The organism is Achromobacter agilis, assembly GCF_900496965.1.
GTDB classification, from domain to species: Bacteria; Pseudomonadota; Gammaproteobacteria; order Burkholderiales; family Burkholderiaceae_B; genus Achromobacter; species Achromobacter agilis.
On record NZ_UFQB01000002.1, the window covers coordinates 14,930 to 31,243 of the forward strand.

Here is a 16,314-nt window from a genome sequence, read left to right on the forward strand (position 1 = left end):
CCCGCCATGAGCAGACGCAGCATCTATGCCGAAGGCTTCAACCACAAGAACCCCATTCCCGCAGCCTGCCGGATCGGCCCCATGCTGTATTCCGGCAGCATCCAGGGCACGGAGCCGGCGACGGGCGCCTATGGCGCGTCGCTGGAACGCCAGTGCGAACTGATGTTCGACCACGTGCGCCGTATCGTGGAAGCGGGCGGAGGCACACTGGACCACATCGCCAAGATGACGGTGTGGATGCGCGACCGCAGCCAGCGCGCGGCGCTGAATGCGGTGTGGCTGCAGGCGTTTCCGGATGCGCAGAACCGTCCGGCGCGCCACACCATGCAGGCGGATCTGGATGGCGACAAGCTCATCGAGTGCGATTTCGTCGCGGTGATCGGATAAAGGACCGCGGCGATGACGCAATACCAACACTTCCATACCCATCCGACCGCGCCTGCGTATCGCTTGCCGCCGGGCTCATGCGATAGCCAGTTTCATGTCTTTGGGCCGGCGGACCGGTATCCGGTGCGCCCCGGCGCGGCGTATGAAATGCCCAGCGCAACGATCGAGACGGCGCTGGCCCTGCACCGGCTGCTCGGCATCGAGCGCGGGGTGATCGTGCAGGCCACGACCTATGGCGCCGATCATCAGGTGGTGCTGGACGGCCTGGCCGTGGCAGGCCCGTCGTATCGCGGCTGCGCGAATGCGGTGGTGCTGGCCGAACGCGATGACGCCTATATCCAGAAGCTGCACGACGCGGGGGTGCGCGGCGCGCGCTTCACGCGCCAGGGATTGGGCATCAGCATGGAGCCGGCCGTGTTCGACCGTACCATCGCGCGCATCCGCGAGCTGGGCTGGTACGCCAAATTCCAGCCCGAGCCCGACGGCATGATGGCCCAGATGGAGCAATTCGAAGCGCTGGACATACCGGTGCTGCTGGACCACATGGGCCGCGCCGATCCAGGCGCGGGCGCGAGCGACCCCACGCGGCGCAAGCTGGAAGCACTGCTGGCTCGCGGCAATTTCTGGGTGATGCTGTCGTTGACGGAGAAGTTGTCTCGCACGGGCGAGCCCTGGGACGACGTGATTCCGCTGGCCCAGGCGCTGATCGCCGCGAACCCCGACCGCGTGGTGTGGGGCAGCGACTGGCCGCATCCGGTGTCGGTGAAAGCCACGCCGGACGAGGGCCGCCTGCTGGATCAGTTGGCGCGCTATGCCGGCAATGACGCCACGCTCAGGAAGATCCTGGTCGACAACCCCGCGCGCCTTTTTGGATTCGACGAATGAAACTGCTCAGCTTCACCCATGAAGGCCGCGCGCGCTTTGGCGCCCTGCGCGGCCAGGACGAGATCGTTGCGCTGGACGGCCAGGGCAACGACAGCCTGCGCGCCGCGCTGGAAGCTGGCGCCCTCCCCGCTTTGGCACGCCTGGCCGGGACGCTGCCGGTCACGCACCGGCTGGATCAAGTCCGCCTGCTGCCGCCGATTCCCACGCCCGAGAAGATCATCTGCGTGGGCGTGAACTACGGCAAGCGCAACGAGGAATATCGGGATGGCAGCGCGCCGCCCGCCTATCCCAGCGTGTTCCCGCGCTTTCCGGGGTCCTTCGTGGGGCACGGCGAACCCTTGCTGCGCCCGCCGGAGTCCGAACAGCTGGACTACGAGGGCGAGATCGCCATCGTGATCGGCAAGGCCGGCCGCCGCATCGCCGCGGAAGACGCCTGGAGCCACATCGCCGGCCTGACCTGCCTGAACGAGGGCACCGTGCGCGACTGGATCAAGCACGGCAAGTTCAACGTGACCCAGGGCAAGAACTTCGACGCCAGCGGCTCGATGGGCCCATGGATGGTGACGGCCGATGAGTTCGACCCCGCCGCGCCGCTGACGGTTCGCACCCGCGTGAACGGCGAGCTGCGCCAGCAGGACTCGACCGACAACCTGATGTTCCCCTTCGCCGAACTGATCCGCTATATCTCCATCTGGACCGCGCTGAAACCGGGCGACGTCATCTCGACCGGCACGCCTATCGGCGCTGGCGTGCGCTTCACGCCGCCGCGCTTCCTGAAGCCGGGCGACGTGGTCGAGGTAGAGGTCGCGGGTATCGGCACCCTGTCCAACCCAGTGGCCGACGAATCGACCGTGCCCGCACAAGGAACCCTCCATGCTCAGTGAAGACGATCGCAACCGCGCCGCCGGCCTCCTTCTGGAGGCGGAACGCAGCGGTGTCCCTACCACGCAGCTCGACCAGGCCTTTCCGGGCATCGAGATCGCCGATGCCTATGCGATCCAGAAGCGCATCATCGACCAGAAGCTTGCCGCCGGGGCCAGATTGCGCGGCCACAAAATCGGTTTGACCTCCAAGGCGATGCAAAGCACGGTCGGCATCGACGAGCCGGACTATGGGCACTTGCTGGACACGATGTTCTATCAGGACGGCGAGACCATCCCGACGGCCAGGCTGATCGTGCCCCGCGTAGAAGTGGAACTGGCTTTCGTGCTGGGCAAACCGCTACACGGCCCTGACGTGAGTCTGTTCGATGTGCTGGATGCCACTGACTATGTGGTGCCTGCGTTGGAGCTGATCGACGGACGCAGCAAGTATCCGCGCCGCATCGTCGACAACATCGCCGACAACGCCGCCTGCGCCGGCATCGTACTGGGCGGCCGACCCGTGCGGCCGCTGGACATCGACCTGCGATGGGTGGGCGCATTGCTGCTGAAGAACGGCGTGATCGAGGAATCGGGCGTATCGGCGGCAGTGCTGGGGCATCCGGCGCTGGGCATCGCGTGGCTGGCCAACAAGCTGGCCCAGCACGATACGGGCCTGGCCGCCGGGCAGATCGTGCTGGCCGGGTCGTTCACCCGCACGGTAGCCGTCAAAAGCGGCGACACGCTGCATGCCGACTACGGCAAGCTCGGCAGCATCTCGGTCCATTTCTCCTAGGTACGGCGCATGGAACTTCCCGTCAATACGTTCAAACGCGCGCTGCGCGAACAACGCCATCAGACCGGACTGTGGGTCACGCTCGGCCATCCCAACAGCACCGAACTGGTTGCCGCCAGCGGCTTTGACTGGCTGCTGCTCGATACCGAACACACGCCGGTGCTGCTGCCGACCGTAATGGCCCAGCTACAGGCCGCGGCCGCCTACGGCAGCCATCCCGTCGTGCGCCCCTCGTGGAACGACAAGGTCCAGATCAAGCAATACCTGGACATCGGCGCACAGACCCTGCTGCTGCCCTACGTACAGAATGCCGCCGAAGCCGAGAGCGCCGTGGCCGGCATGCGCTATGCGCCGCGCGGCGTGCGAGGCGTCGGCGGCAGCATGCGCGCCACACGTTATGGCCGGGTACACGACTATATGCGCCGCTGCGAGGATGAGCTGTGCCTCCTGGTGCAGGCCGAGACCGGCGAGGCCTTGGAAAACCTGGACGCGATTATCGCGGTGGATGGCGTGGACGGGGTCTTCATCGGGCCGGCGGACCTGGCCGCCAGCCTGGGCTATCCGGGAGAGCCGCAGCATCCGAATGTCGTGGCCGAGGTCGAACGCGCCATCAGCCGGGTACGCGCGGCCGGCAAGGCGCCGGGCGTGCTGACGCCGGATGAGACGCTGGCGCGGCGGTATATGGCTGCCGGGAGCCTGTATACGGCGGTGGGCGTGGATGCAGCGATTCTGGCGCGGCACTGCGATCAGCTCGCGGCGCGGTTTGCCGCCACCGCGCCGGCATAGCACGCAAGCCGTCACTTCACCGCCGCATTTCCCCCATCCGCGAACAAGGCGGAGCCCGTGACGAAGCTCGCCATCGAGCTCGCCAGAAACAAGGCGGCGGAAGCGATCTCCTCCGGCCGGGCGATCCGCTTCATCGCATGCAGTCCCGCCGCCCATTCCTTCTGCGCGCTGTCGCCGGCCATGGGAGTGTCGACGCCGCCGGGCAAGAGCGCGTTGGCCCTGATGCCTTTATCGCCATAGTCGGCGGCGATTCCTTTGACCAATCCCATCAGCCCGGCCTTGGCGGCGGCATACGCGGCCATGCCGGGCAGCCCCGCGCTGGTGCCGACGAAACTGCAAGTGAAGATAATCGCCCCGCCCTTACGCTCGAGCATGGCGGGGATTTGATGAACGCTGCCCAGGAATGCCGAGTGCAGGTTCGCCGCTATCGTTGTCTGCCAATCGGCGAAGGCGATGTCGGCCAGCGGCGCGATGGGGCCAGTGGCGCCGACGTTGTTGAACGCGATATCCAGGCCTCCGAATTCCTCAACCGCCTCTGAAACCAACCGCCGGTGGGTCTCGGGCTGGCTGGCGTCGCCAGCAACCGCCCGCGCCTTCCCGCCCTGATCCCGGATGCGCGCGGCAACCTCTTCCAGCGCCGATTCTCCCCTGGCATTCAAGACGACGGCGGCGCCCTCGGCACTGAACAAAAGCGCGGCGGCACGGCCGATTCCCGACGATGCGCCCGTGATGATGGCGACTTTATCTTGCGGCAAACCCATGGCGAAGCTCCGGTATGAATGGTGTGTCGTCATTCTCCAGAGCGTTCGTCCGGGCGGATATCCGGTTCTTGCGGCCAGACCCGGCCTCATCCCAGGACAGCTTGGTCGACTAAACTCCCCCCATGCCTCGCCCCCCCGCCCCCTTCGCTCCGCCCACCAGGCAAGCCGCCTCGCGCCAGAACTCGCTCGCCTGGGTCCTGGAACCGCTGGCGCGCGACGCCAACTACGCCCATCGGCGCATGTTCGGCAGCGACGCCGCCTATCTGGATGGGTTGCTGTACTTGATCGCGTCGGACCGTGAAGATCCCTGGAGCGGCGTACTGGTATGCACATCGAAGGAGCGCCACGCCGCGTTGCTTGCAGACGTGCCCAATCTGCTGCAGCATCCGGTGCTGGGCAAATGGCTGTACCTGCCGCAGGAAGACGAGGATTTCGAATCGACGGCCGCGCGGCTAGCGGAGCTTGCGCTGGCGCGGGACCCGCGCCTGGGGGTCGCGCCAAGGCCGAAGGCTCGGCGGCGGAAGGGTTGGCGCGAGGAGGATTAGGGCCTTCACAAATGCCGATGGCTGCTGACCATGGCCAGCCCGGCAAGCTCTCCAATCAAGCCGGCCAAGCCATCGGCGCTACCCTGGTCCAGCCATTCCGTCCGGATCATGCGAAAGCCCATCGCCAGGCTGAATTGCCAATCCAGTTCCAGGATCCGGTAATCGCGGCCATTGTCCGGGCAGCGCCATTGCGCGGCGGGATCCTCGTAGGCGGCGCCGATGAAATCGACATGCGAGTCGAACGGCGGCATGGATTCCAGCAGTTCGTCCGACCCCGGCAGGCTGGGCTCGGAGAGATTCTCCCCTACCGCCACGTTCGGTTCAGGGCCGTCATAGGTCAGCAGCATCAACGGAAAATTCTTGGGATTCGCGTCGTAGGAGGCTCGTGTGTCGTCGGTCAGGTAGGCGCGTGCCGCCGGACCCAGGCAGTACTGCGGGCTGTTCCAATCGCTGCTTTCGTTGTCGAGATACAGGTCCCCCGGCGTGACGCCGTGTTCGGCCAGCAGCGCCAGGGCTTCTTCCATGGTGTCGTTGTGGCGTATCGGCATGTCGGCGGGCAGATACCCTGCCTGCACATACATGGCAATGACGTCGCCCGTGGTGCGCAGGCCTTCCCGATACTGGTGCGATCCTTCGTTCAGGCTGGCCAGGCCGAAGCTCAGGTTCGACAGGGCGCGATACGGAATGCCGTCTCCGCGCGGCTCAAGCACATATCCTCCTTCCAGCAGTTTGGCTTCCAGCGCGCGCCAATCAGGCGGCGGCAGGTGCATATCGCGCGGGCATAGAAACTGGTGGTGTTCGGACATGGGCGAATGATTCGTTCGGAGTTCGGGCGCCCCTTTTTAACATGGCAACGATTGGTCTCGTCATGACCGGAACGTCAATCCACCTTCGCCCCAGAGCGTTCGACCAGCGGCACCCATTTGGCGATATCCGCCTGGATGAACGCCGCCAGCCCGCTGGGCGGCCCGTCATGGAAGATTTCATACCCCAGCGCCTGCAGGCGCTGGCGCTGCTCGCCGCTGTCCATGGCCTTGCGCGCGGCCGCGTTAAGCTTCGCCACGACGTCCGGCGGCGTGCCGGCGGGAGCCATGAGGCCCAGGTCGACGGTGATCACATAGCCGTTCACGCCCTCTTGCATCATGGTGGGCACGTCGGGCAGCAAAGGGGACCGGGCTTCGCCGGTGACCGCCAGCGCCCTCAGCTTGCCTTCCTTGACCAGGCCGGACACGCTGGGCGTGTTGTAGAAGGCGAAGGCGACTTCATGCGCCATCACGGCGGCCACACCTTGCGGGGCGCCGCGATAGGGAATGTGCGCGGCCTGGGTGCCGGTGATCGACAGCAGCAATTCGGCCGAAAGGTGGTGCGTGGTGCCGTTACCGCCGGACGAATACATCAGTTTGCCGGGCTGGGCCTTCAAGGCGGCGACCAGTTCACGCACCGAGCGGTATGGGCTGTCGGACGGCACGACCAATACGTTGGAGCCGCCCGCCAGATAGGCGACGGGCACGAAGTCCTTGGTCGGGTTGTAGGACAGTTTCGAGAACAATCCCAGGTTGATGGCCCAGGTGTTGTTGGAGCCCAGCACCAGGGTGTAGCCATCAGGCGCCGCCTTGGCCACGTAGCTCATGGCGATCTGGCCGCCGCCGCCGGGCTTGTTCTCGACGACAACGGTCTGCCCCAGTTGCTGGCTCAGGCCGGGCTGGATCGACCGCGCCAGGATGTCCGCCGTGCTGCCGGCCGCCAGCGGCACGACCAGGGTGATGGGACGATCCGGAAACGGCGCTGCGCCGGCCGGCGCCCCGACGAACGGCGCACAGGCCAGTAGAACCCCTAGTAGTGCTTTCATGATGCCTCCGCGGTGGCGCGAGCTGTGGAAACCATGCGGGCTTGCATGATGCCAAGCAGCGTATCCGAGGCGGCGGCCCCGAAAAATACGCGGGGGCTTATAGCGTCATGCCATCATGGCATGGCGGCTTCGCGGCGCAGGCGCTGGGAGACCGAGCGGACCACGGCGACGAAGGCCTGGGCCGCCGGGGACAAGGGGTAGTTGGCCAGCCGGGCGATGGAGATGGGCCATTCCAGCGCCGGATTGCGCAGCGCGATGCCTTTGATGCCGGCGGGCATCTGGCCCCGCGAAATCTGCGGCAGCATGGCCACGCCCATGCCGGCCTGTATCAGGCCGATCGCGGTGGACAGCAGCACGACGCGCTGCTCCACGCGCGGATAGATGTTGGCGGCGATCAGCCGGCGGCTGATGTTGAGCCAGGCGGGCGCTTCCGGGTTCAGCTGGATGCAGGGTAGCTCGGCCAGCACCTTGGCGTCGACCTCGTCCAGCCGGGCCAGCGGGTGGTCGGTGCGCACGAAGAGCGCCACGCCGCCGTCCGAGAGCTGCTCCACCATGATGCGCGAGTCGTCGTCCGGCATGACCGCGCCCAGGCCGATGTCGGCCTCGTGCGAGAGCAACCGCGTGCGGATCTGCTGCACCATGCAATCAACCACGATCAGGTCGAGCTGGGGATGGCGCTGGCGGAACTCCATCAGGATGTGCGGCAGCAAGGTGGCCGCGCTGACGTGGCCGACGGCGACCATGACCTTGCCCTGCTTCAGGTCGGAGTGCTCGCGGCATTCCTGGAGCGAGCTGTCGATGGCCAGGATGGCGCGCCGCGCCACGTCGACCATGGCCTGGCCGTCGCGCGTCAGCGAGACCTCGCGGCCGCGCACGACCAGCGGCTGGCCGACCTCGGCTTCCAACCGGCGGATCAGGTGGCTGACCGAGGGCTGCGACAGCCCCAGGCGCTCGCCCGCGGCCGTGAAGCTGGCGGTTTCACCGATCGCGACGAGGGCGCGCAGCTGGCGCAGGGAGACGGATTCGACCGGGTCGGCCATGTAGCGACGTCATGATGGAATAGTTTGCATACTATAGCTATATGGGTGCGCGCTCCCTAAGATGGGATTTCCCTAACCCGCACGGAACCGCAATGCCGCACTCTTCCTACGCCGCCGACCGCATGGGATCGGCCACCGTCGAACCTTCCGGCCGCTTTGAGGCGGGCAGCCTGGCGTCGTTCACGCTGACCTATACCGCGGGCTACTTCGGCATCGACGACACCGGGTCGATCAAGATCGTGCACCGCTTCGCCAGCGACATGGGCAAGCCGCAGTTCGACCAACCCGACGGCTGGAACTACACCACGGTCGAGGCTTCCAACGGCGCGGTTCTGCAGGTGGAGTACGACGGCAAGCGCAACATCCGGCCGTGGGACAAGACATTGTTCATCCGGGTGGTTCGCGGCTACCTGGAGGAAGGCGACCGCATCGTGGTGCGCTTTGGCGATACGCGGCGGGGCTCGCCCGGCATGCGGGTGCAGACGTTCAGCGAGCCGACTTTCGAGTTCAAGGTGCTGGTGGACGCCTTCGCCACCTACAACTACACCGAACTCGAGCACTCGCCTACCATCGCAGTCGTGGCCGGGCCGCCGGTGGCCTACAAGGCCATCTTGCCCAGCCAGGCGGTTGCGGGAGAGGCGTTCAGCCTGGGTTTCAAGGGCGAAGACAAATGGGGCAACCCCAGCGACCGCGTGTCCGGTGAGTTCACTGTGCGCAGCAACCTGCCGCTGCGCGGCCTGCCCTCCGCGTTCTCGATGCGCGAGGGCGAACTCTCATTACGGCTGGAGGGGCTGATGGCGGAAGCGCCCGGCGAACTGCGCATCGAGGTACTGCGCGACGGCCAAGCCGTGGCGCACAGCACGCCGTGCCGCATCGTGGCGGCCGGCGATGGAGCGCGCCGGCATTACTGGGCCGACCTGCATGGGCAGTCCGAGGAAACGATAGGCACCAACTCCGCCGAAGAACTGATCCTGTTCGCGCGGGACCGGGCCTTCCTGGACGTGATGAGCCACCAGGGCAATGACTTCCAGATCACCACGCCGTTCTGGGAACAGCTGAACAAGCTGACGGCCCGATACAACGAGGATGGATCGTTCATCATCTTCCCTGGCTACGAATGGTCGGGCAACACCGGCCTGGGCGGCGACCGCAACGTGCTGTACTTGAAGGAAGGCCGCCCCATCCACCGCTCGTCGCACGCCCTGATCGACGACCTGTCGGACCTGGCGCTGGACGCGAACGACGCGGACGCGCTGTTCGACGCGCTGAAGGACGAGGACGTGGTGGTGTTCGCGCACATCGGCGGCCGCTACGCCGACATTACCCGCTCGCACGACGCCCGCCTGGAGCGCTCCATCGAAATCCACTCCGATTGGGGCACCTTCGAATGGCTGCTGGAGGACGCTTTCCGGCTCGGCTACCGCGTCGGCATCCTGGCCAACAGCGACGGACACAAGGGCCGGCATGGCGCCAGCCACCCGGGCGCATCCCTGTTCGGCGCCTATGGCGGCCTGAGCTGCCTGATCGCCGACCGGCTCACCCGGCACTCGATCGCCGAGTGCCTGCGCCAGCGCCGCCATTACGCCACCACCGGCTGCCGCGCCTATCTCGACGTGCAGGCGCATTTCGAGCGGCCCGCGCTACGTTATTCCGACGATCCCAAACTGGGCGCGCCGGTGACGCGCGAGCCGGTCACCCAGGCGGACATGGGCGCCATCCTGTCGTATGACGGCGACTCGCTGGAGCTGTCTTTCGAGGTGCTGACCCATGGCGCGATCGAGCGCGTGGAGATCCGCAACCGCATGGAGGTCGTGCAGACGCTGTATCCCTACGACGAGGCCGCGCTGGGCAGCCGCATCCGCATCGTCTGGGAAGGGTCGGAGTACCGCGGCCGCGGCCGCCAGACCGTGTGGGACGGCAACGCGACGCTCGACGGCAACGCCTTCGTGGACCCGCTGCCGATCAATTTCTGGAACCTGGACAAGACCCTGGCGCAACCGCGGCCCGACATGCTGAGCTGGCGGTCGCTGACCACCGGCGGCTTCAGCGGCATCGACGTACGGCTGCGCGATCCGCGCGCCGGCGTGCTGAAGATCGACACGCCCATCGTGCGCACCGAACTCGCGGTCGATCAAATCGGCCTGGAACCGGTCGTCGTGGAAAACCGCGGCATTCGGCGCCGGCTGCAGGTCTATCGCCTGCCCGATGAAAACCCGGCGCGGCGGATGCAGGCCCGGGTGCGCGTGCCGCTGCACACGGGTTCCGACAATGCCGTGTACTTGCGCATCACCACGGAGGATGGGTTTTTCATTTATTCCAGCCCGATCTATGTGGAACGGGGCGCGTCCGGGCCGCAATAAAGCGGCGGATGCTACACGCCGCCGGCGTCGATCAATTCCGCCGACGACTCCCGCAGGCACTCGGCGAACAGCTGCGTGGTGGATGTCGTGGTGTCTTCGCGCCAGTACAGAATGGCCTCGCCCAGGGGTCCCAGCGGCGGCAGCGGCAGCATCCGCATCGTTCCGCGCTGCACATAGCGTCGCGCGAGCGACAGCGGCAGGATCGAGACGTAGCCCCCGTCGCGCAGCAACGACAGGTTGAGCGCCAGTGAACTCGACTCGATGCTCGGACGCAGCAAGGTCACGCCATGTTCGGCAAGAATCTCGACCATGGTCGCGAACGCGGGCGAGCCCTGCATCGGCGTGATCCAGCGCACGTCCTGCAAGTCGCTCCAGGCCACGGGGGTATCGGCACCGCCCAAGGCGTGTCGCGTGCCCACCACGAATACGAACGGCTCGTGATGCAGTGATTCGTGGCGCATCACCGGCAGATAGCCGGTCACGCGGTTGCGGCCCAACGCCAGATCGAGGTTGCCTTCGTCCATCATCTTGAGCAGGCGATCGAGCGTGGCTTCCACGAACGAGAACGACGCGTTCGGCGCGCGCCGCGTGAACAGCTCGACGGCATGCGCGATCAAGGGCTGGGGAATCGTCACCACGGCGCCGAATCTCACGTGGCCCGCCGTGCCGGCGGCCAGCGCGGTGACGTCGCGCCGCGCCAGTTCTATCTGCCGCAGAATCTCGCGCCCGCGTTCGACCAGCACGCGTCCTATGCGCGTCAACTCGACGGCATTGCCCACCCGGCGCACGACCGGCGTGCCCAACGCCTCCTCGATCTCCGCGATCTGCTTCGAGATGGCCGGCTGCGTGACGTGGAACGCTGCGGCCACCCGCGTGACCTGACGCAATTCGCCCAGCGTGACCAGAATGCGCAGATGCCCAAGCTTCAGGCCACTGCGGAAAAAGCGCTCTATCGAATTGTCGGAGGGGGTGCTGGCGGACATGTCGGAAATGGAAGGGCTGGGGAATGTGCCGCCATCGTGCGATGGCGCAACGCGCCAATCATAACCAAATGGTAATGCCAAATGCGCAAAGTGTGATTTGCCGTCTTGCCCGGGCAGCCCGTACCCTTCGAACGGTCAGCATTGCGGCGCGGGCATTTCGTGAGGCATCGATGAATTTCCGGGGCAAACCATTGCTTCCACCTCGACGCCACACACATAACCGAATGCGCAGGCTGCCGAATAACTCGATGTGCCCCATGGCACACACCCACGGAGACAATACCCATGAGCACGTCCCTATCCGGCGGCGCGCAGGCGCATGCCGGCCCGCAGGCCGCGCAGAATCCGGCGCAGCTCGACACGCTGTACCGCAAGCTGGCCTGGCACATCATGCCGTTCCTGTTCCTGTCGTTCATCGTTGCGTACATCGACCGCGTCAACGTGAGCTTCGCGAAGTTGCAAATGCTGGCGGACCTCTCGCTATCGGAAACCGTCTACGGCTTGGGAGCCGGCATTTTCTTTCTGGGCTACTTCCTCTTCGAGGTGCCGAGCAATCTGATCCTGCATCGCGTGGGCGCACGCATCTGGATCGCACGCATCATGGTCACGTGGTCGATCATCTCGTGCCTGACGATGTTCGCCCAGGGGCCGGCCTCGTTCTATGCACTGCGTTTCCTGCTGGGCGTGGCCGAAGCCGGCTTTTTCCCCGGCATCGTGCTGTATCTGGCCACCTGGTTCCCGTCGAACAGGCGCTCGCAGATCATCGCCCTGTTCATGGTGGCCATCCCGGTGTCGGGCGCCATCGGCGGCCCGCTGTCCGGCTGGATCATGGAGCGGTTCGGCGGAGCGCATGACCTGGCCGGCTGGCAGTGGCTGTTCCTGGTGGAAGGTCTCGGGTCGCTCGTCGTCGGCATCGCCGCCTTCTTCGTGCTGCAGGACCGGATCGAGACGGTGAAGTGGCTCAGCGCAGACGAGAAGCGCCTGCTGGCGCAGGATCTCGCCGCCGACGACAGCACCCGCGCCCGCCATAGCGTGCGGCAGGTGTTCGGCGACCGCAAGGTATGGTTGCTTGGCCTGCTCTATTTCTGTATCGCCATGGGCAACTACGGGCTCGTATTCTGGCTGCCTACGATGATACGCGCCGCGGGCGTCGCCAACCTCGGCAACATCGGCCTGCTATCGGCCGTGCCGTCGCTCGTCAGCGCCGTTGCGATGATACTCATTGCGCGCCATGCAGACCGCAGCAACGAACGCCGCATTCACGTCGCGGTGTGCTGCGTGCTGGGCGCCGCCGGCATGCTCGCATCGGTGCTGCTCGCCCAACACCTCTGGTGGTCGATGGCCGCGCTCATCGTGGCCGCCATCGGCATCAACTCGATCGCGCCGGTCTTCTGGGGCATCCCCACGGCGATGATGAGCGGAGCGGGCGCGGCGGCGGCCATCGCGCTGATCAACTCGGTCGGCAACCTGGCCGGCTTCGTGAGTCCGTACGTTATCGGCTTTCTCAAGGACAGCACCGGACAGCTGTTGCCGGGCATGATCATGCTGGCGTGCGCGCTGGTCGGCGGCGCCGTCATCGTGATGTCGCTAGGCACGAAACGGAGCCAGGCATGAAGGCTCCCGTCTGCCTGGTAACCGGCGCGGCAACCGGCATCGGCGCCGCCACTGCCCTGCGTTTCGCGCGCGAGGGCTGGACCGTGGCCATCAACAATTTCGATCACGGCACCCGGGCGGCCGCCGAGAGGGTGGCGGCGCAATGCGGCGACGCCGGCGCCCAGGCGATCGTCGTCGACGCCGACGTGGGCGACGACGCGGCCTGCCGCGCCATGGTCGATGCCGTCGCCGCGCAATGGGGACGGCTAGACGCGCTCGTGAACAGCGCGGGCACGACACGCGTGATTCCGCACGCCGACCTCGAAGCCATTGACGCCGGCGAGTTCGAACGCATCTATCGCGTGAACCTCATCGGCATGTTCCAGATGACCCGCGCCGCGGCGCCCTTGCTGCGCGGCCGCCCGGCGGGCGCGGCATCGGGCAGCGTCATCAATATTTCGTCCCTGGCGTCCCTCAATGGCACGGGATCCTCGATTGCCTACGCGGCGTCCAAGGGCGCGGTCAACTCGCTGACGCTGTCGCTCGCGCGCACCCTCGCCCCGCACGTCCGCGTGAACGCCATCGCCCCGGGCATGGTCGACGACGGCCTGCTGCGGCGGATGCTCGGCGACGACGCCTACGCGCGCGTGATCGATGGCATGCGCGAGAACGCGCCGCTCAAGCGGGTTTCCCAACCTTCTGAAGTCGCGGAACTCGCCTGGTTCCTCGCCGCCCGCGCGCCCGCAATGACCGGCCAGGTCCTGGCCATCGAAAACGGCTTGCTGCTCAACACCTGAGCCCCACGACACAAGGAATTCCTGCGATGAAAGATCTGCACAAACACCGCTCCCGCACGGTGACCGAGGGCGTGACGCGCGCGCCGCACCGCGCCTTCCTGCGCGCCACGGGCCTCGACGACGAGGCCATCGAGAAGCCGTTCGTCGCCATCGTCGACACCTTCGGCGAGAACACTCCCTGCTCCATGTCGCTGAACCAGATTTCCGACAACGTTCGCCTCGGCATCGCGGCCGGCGGCGGCGTGCCGATACGCGGCTCGGCGATCTCGGTATCCGACGGAACCTCGATGAATCACTCGGGCATGCGGTTCTCGCTGGTTTCGCGCGAAACGATTGCCGACAGCGTCGAACTGTTCGTGCGCGCCCATTGCTACGACGCGCTCGTCGGCGTGGCCGGTTGCGACAAGACCCTGCCCGGCATTCTGATGGGCATGGTGCGCGTCAACGTCCCAGGAGTGTTCCTGTTCGGCGGCGCGATGCTGCCCGGCGTGGCTCCGGACGGCTCGCAAGCCACGATCCTGACGGCCATCGAGGCCGTGGGCGCGGCGCAGCGCGGCGATATGTCCGCCGAAACGCTGCGCGGCATCGAAAAGCGCTGCACTCCGACCGCCGGCTCCTGCCCGGGGCAGTTCACGGCGAACACGATGGCGATGGTCGCCGAAGTGCTGGGCCTGGCGCCGCTCGGCTCGGCGATGGTGCCCGCCGTCTACAGCGAACGCATCGCGATCGCCCGCCGCGCCGGCGAAAACGTCATGCGCGCGTTGCGCAATGGCGGGCCGCTGCCACGCGACCTGGTGACCCGCAAGAGCCTGGAGAACGCCTGCGCGGCCGTCGCCGCCACCGGGGGATCGACCAACGCCATGCTGCACATCCCCGCCATCGCGCACGAGGCCGGCATAGCATTCACACTCGATGATGTCTCTGAAGTCCTGGCGCGCACGCCGCTGATCGGCGACATGCAGCCCGGCGGGCGCTATCTGGCGGTGGACCTGCATCATGTTGGCGGCGTGCCGGCGGTGCTCAACGCTCTGCTGGCTGGCGGCCACATACACGGCGACACACTCACGCAAAGCGGCGAAACGCTGGAAACCGCGCTGCGTGCCTTCCCCGGCCCGGATGGCCGCGTGGTCAAGCCCTATAACGAACCGCTCTCACCCAACGCGGGGCTGGTGGTGCTGCGCGGCAACCTTGCCCCGGACGGCGCCGCGCTGAAGACCGCCGGCCTCAAGCAGCTGGTGTTCTCGGGCACGGCGCGGGTGTTCGAGGCGGAAGAAGACTGTATGGCGGTCGTTGCCGCAGGAACCTATCGGGAAGGCGACGTTCTCGTGATCCGCAACGAGGGCCCCAAGGGCGGGCCGGGCATGCGTGAAATGCTGAGTGTAACGGCGGCGATCTACGGACAAGGCATGGGCGAAAAGGTCGCGCTGCTCACCGACGGCCGGTTCTCGGGGGCTACGCGCGGCATGTGCATCGGCTATGTCGGCCCCGAAGCCGCGGCGGGTGGCCCGATACGCCTGTTGCGCGATGGCGACCGCATACACATCGATGCGATCAAGGGGCGGCTCGACGTAGAACTTTCCGACGAGGAGCTCGCGCAGCGGGCGGCTGTCGCCCAGCCGTTCGCGCGCGGGCATCTGGGCGGCGTGCTCGAAAAGTATGAAGCGCTGGTGCGTCCGGCCAAGCTGGGCGCCGTGACCCATTCCGGGGCCGTGAACTGGCCTTATGAAGCGTCGATCGGGGAAATGCCCGTTAACGGAAGCAGGAAATGATGGCGGCGCCACGCATCGGCTTTTGCGGCATCGGCCGCATGGGCGAACCCATGACCACGCGGCTGCTGGCCGCCGGCCACAACGTCACGGCCTGGAATCGCTCCCACGCAAAACTCGGCCCTCTTGCCGCCGCAGGGGCCGTTGCCCGGGAGACGCCGCGGGCACTCGGCGAATGCGTCGACATCGTCCTGCTTTGCCTGGGCGACGGCAAAGCCGTGGAGGACGTGGTGTTCGGCGAGCATGGGCTTGCGCACTCGGCCCCGCCGCCCCGCTATCTCGTCGACCACTCGACCTTGTCGCCCGCGCTCACGCGCTCCCTGGCCCGGCGCTGGGCCGAGGCAACCGGCGGCGTGTGGATCGATGCTCCCGTCTCGGGCGGCACGGACGGCGCGGCGGCCGGCAAGCTCGCCATCATGGCCGGCGGCCCCGCGGATGCCATCGAATCCGTGACGCCCGTGCTGCGCGCGTTCGCCTCGCGCGTCACCCGCATGGGCGACACCGGCGCGGGCCAGACCACCAAGCTCGCCAATCAGGCCATCGTCGCGACCACGCTCGCCGGATTGGCCGAAGCCTTCGTGCTGGCCAAGCGCAGTGGAATCGATACCGCCGCCCTGCCGTCGGCCCTGCAAGGCGGTTGGGCCGATTCCGTGCTGTTGCAAACGCTATGGCCTCGCATGGTGACGCCACCCGAGCACGCCACCGGCACGGTGCGCGTGATGCTCAAGGATCTGGACGCGATTGCCGAACTCGCAGAGGCGAGCGCTACCGTGCAGCGCGTGCTGCCGGAAGTGCGCCGCCTGCTACAGGATGCCGTGCGGCGCGGCATGGGAGACTGGGATCTGTCCCAAGTATTCCGGATCGGCGAGGCGGAGAGTGAACCCGGCATGTAGGCGATTGCCGTAA

16 protein-coding genes are annotated in these 16,314 nt (G+C 66.7%); 11 read left to right on the forward strand and 5 right to left on the reverse strand.

All coding sequences use genetic code 11. From position 1 onward, the window contains the following. Positions 1-6 precede the first annotated feature (6 nt). From AGI3411_RS02285 to AGI3411_RS02305, 5 genes are read left to right on the forward strand one after another with little or no spacing between them, the layout of a single operon-like run. Complete coding sequence (locus tag AGI3411_RS02285) at positions 7-387, forward strand: RidA family protein (RefSeq protein ID WP_129525802.1); 381 nt, start codon at positions 7-9, stop codon at positions 385-387. A gap of 12 nt (positions 388-399) precedes the next feature. Then, positions 400-1,272 carry an amidohydrolase family protein gene (locus AGI3411_RS02290; RefSeq protein WP_129525803.1) on the forward strand — a complete coding sequence of 291 codons (873 nt, stop codon included), beginning with the start codon at positions 400-402 and terminating at the stop codon, positions 1,270-1,272. Beyond that, entirely contained in the window at positions 1,269-2,156 is an 888-nt protein-coding gene (locus AGI3411_RS02295; protein WP_129525804.1) for a fumarylacetoacetate hydrolase family protein, read from the forward strand. The genes AGI3411_RS02290 and AGI3411_RS02295 overlap by 4 nt, the downstream gene beginning before the upstream one ends. Next, a complete protein-coding gene (gene hpaH, locus AGI3411_RS02300; RefSeq protein WP_129525805.1) occupies positions 2,146-2,928 on the forward strand; it encodes a 2-oxo-hept-4-ene-1,7-dioate hydratase in 783 nt (260 codons plus the stop codon). The genes AGI3411_RS02295 and hpaH overlap by 11 nt, the downstream gene beginning before the upstream one ends. Positions 2,929-2,937: 9 nt before the next feature. Then, entirely contained in the window at positions 2,938-3,714 is a 777-nt protein-coding gene (locus tag AGI3411_RS02305; RefSeq protein ID WP_129525806.1) for an HpcH/HpaI aldolase family protein, read from the forward strand. An 11-nt stretch (positions 3,715-3,725) separates the two neighbouring features. Here AGI3411_RS02305 and AGI3411_RS02310 read toward each other — a convergent pair whose 3' ends face one another. Beyond that, positions 3,726-4,475: an SDR family oxidoreductase gene (locus AGI3411_RS02310; RefSeq protein WP_129525807.1), complete on the reverse strand. Its 750-nt coding sequence runs from the start codon at positions 4,473-4,475 to the stop codon at positions 3,726-3,728. A gap of 122 nt (positions 4,476-4,597) precedes the next feature. Here AGI3411_RS02310 and AGI3411_RS02315 point away from each other — a divergent pair, with 122 nt between their 5' ends. Continuing rightward, positions 4,598-5,020 (forward strand): hypothetical protein, encoded by a 423-nt coding sequence (locus tag AGI3411_RS02315; protein WP_129525808.1) that lies wholly within the window; start codon positions 4,598-4,600, stop codon positions 5,018-5,020. Positions 5,021-5,025: 5 nt separating this feature from the next. On the opposite strand, the gene AGI3411_RS02320 is transcribed toward AGI3411_RS02315, so the two are convergent. The 3 genes from AGI3411_RS02320 to AGI3411_RS02330 form a co-directional block, all read right to left on the reverse strand. Beyond that, the gene (locus AGI3411_RS02320; RefSeq protein WP_129525809.1) at positions 5,026-5,826 is read right to left on the reverse strand and encodes a hypothetical protein; all 801 of its coding nucleotides are present in this window, start codon (positions 5,824-5,826) and stop codon (positions 5,026-5,028) included. 74 nt (positions 5,827-5,900) lie between these two features. Then, positions 5,901-6,869, reverse strand: a complete 969-nt coding sequence (locus AGI3411_RS02325) for a Bug family tripartite tricarboxylate transporter substrate binding protein (RefSeq protein ID WP_129525810.1) — start codon at positions 6,867-6,869, stop codon at positions 5,901-5,903. Positions 6,870-6,982: 113 nt separating this feature from the next. Further along, positions 6,983-7,909, reverse strand: a complete 927-nt coding sequence (locus tag AGI3411_RS02330; RefSeq protein WP_129525811.1) for a LysR family transcriptional regulator — start codon at positions 7,907-7,909, stop codon at positions 6,983-6,985. Positions 7,910-8,001: 92 nt separating this feature from the next. On the opposite strand from AGI3411_RS02330, the gene AGI3411_RS02335 reads away from it, so the two are divergent. Continuing rightward, entirely contained in the window at positions 8,002-10,269 is a 2,268-nt protein-coding gene (locus tag AGI3411_RS02335) for a PHP domain-containing protein (protein WP_129525812.1), read from the forward strand. Positions 10,270-10,280: 11 nt separating this feature from the next. On the opposite strand, the gene AGI3411_RS02340 is transcribed toward AGI3411_RS02335, so the two are convergent. Then, positions 10,281-11,252, reverse strand: coding sequence for a LysR family transcriptional regulator (locus AGI3411_RS02340; protein ID WP_129525813.1), 972 nt, complete (start codon positions 11,250-11,252; stop codon positions 10,281-10,283). Positions 11,253-11,537: 285 nt separating this feature from the next. Between AGI3411_RS02340 and AGI3411_RS02345 the strand changes: the two genes are divergently transcribed. The 4 genes from AGI3411_RS02345 to AGI3411_RS02360 are packed head-to-tail and all read left to right on the forward strand — an operon-like array spanning position 11,538 to position 16,301. Then, on the forward strand, positions 11,538-12,866 hold the full coding sequence (locus AGI3411_RS02345) for an MFS transporter (RefSeq protein WP_129525814.1): 1,329 nt from the start codon (positions 11,538-11,540) through the stop codon (positions 12,864-12,866). Continuing rightward, entirely contained in the window at positions 12,863-13,642 is a 780-nt protein-coding gene (locus AGI3411_RS02350; RefSeq protein WP_129525815.1) for an SDR family NAD(P)-dependent oxidoreductase, read from the forward strand. The genes AGI3411_RS02345 and AGI3411_RS02350 overlap by 4 nt, the downstream gene beginning before the upstream one ends. A 26-nt stretch (positions 13,643-13,668) precedes the next feature. Continuing rightward, positions 13,669-15,411, forward strand: coding sequence for a dihydroxy-acid dehydratase (ilvD, locus tag AGI3411_RS02355; protein WP_129525816.1), 1,743 nt, complete (start codon positions 13,669-13,671; stop codon positions 15,409-15,411). Next, entirely contained in the window at positions 15,411-16,301 is an 891-nt protein-coding gene (locus AGI3411_RS02360) for an NAD(P)-dependent oxidoreductase (RefSeq protein ID WP_165359052.1), read from the forward strand. Before ilvD ends, AGI3411_RS02360 begins: the two co-directional genes overlap by 1 nt. Positions 16,302-16,314 lie beyond the last annotated feature (13 nt).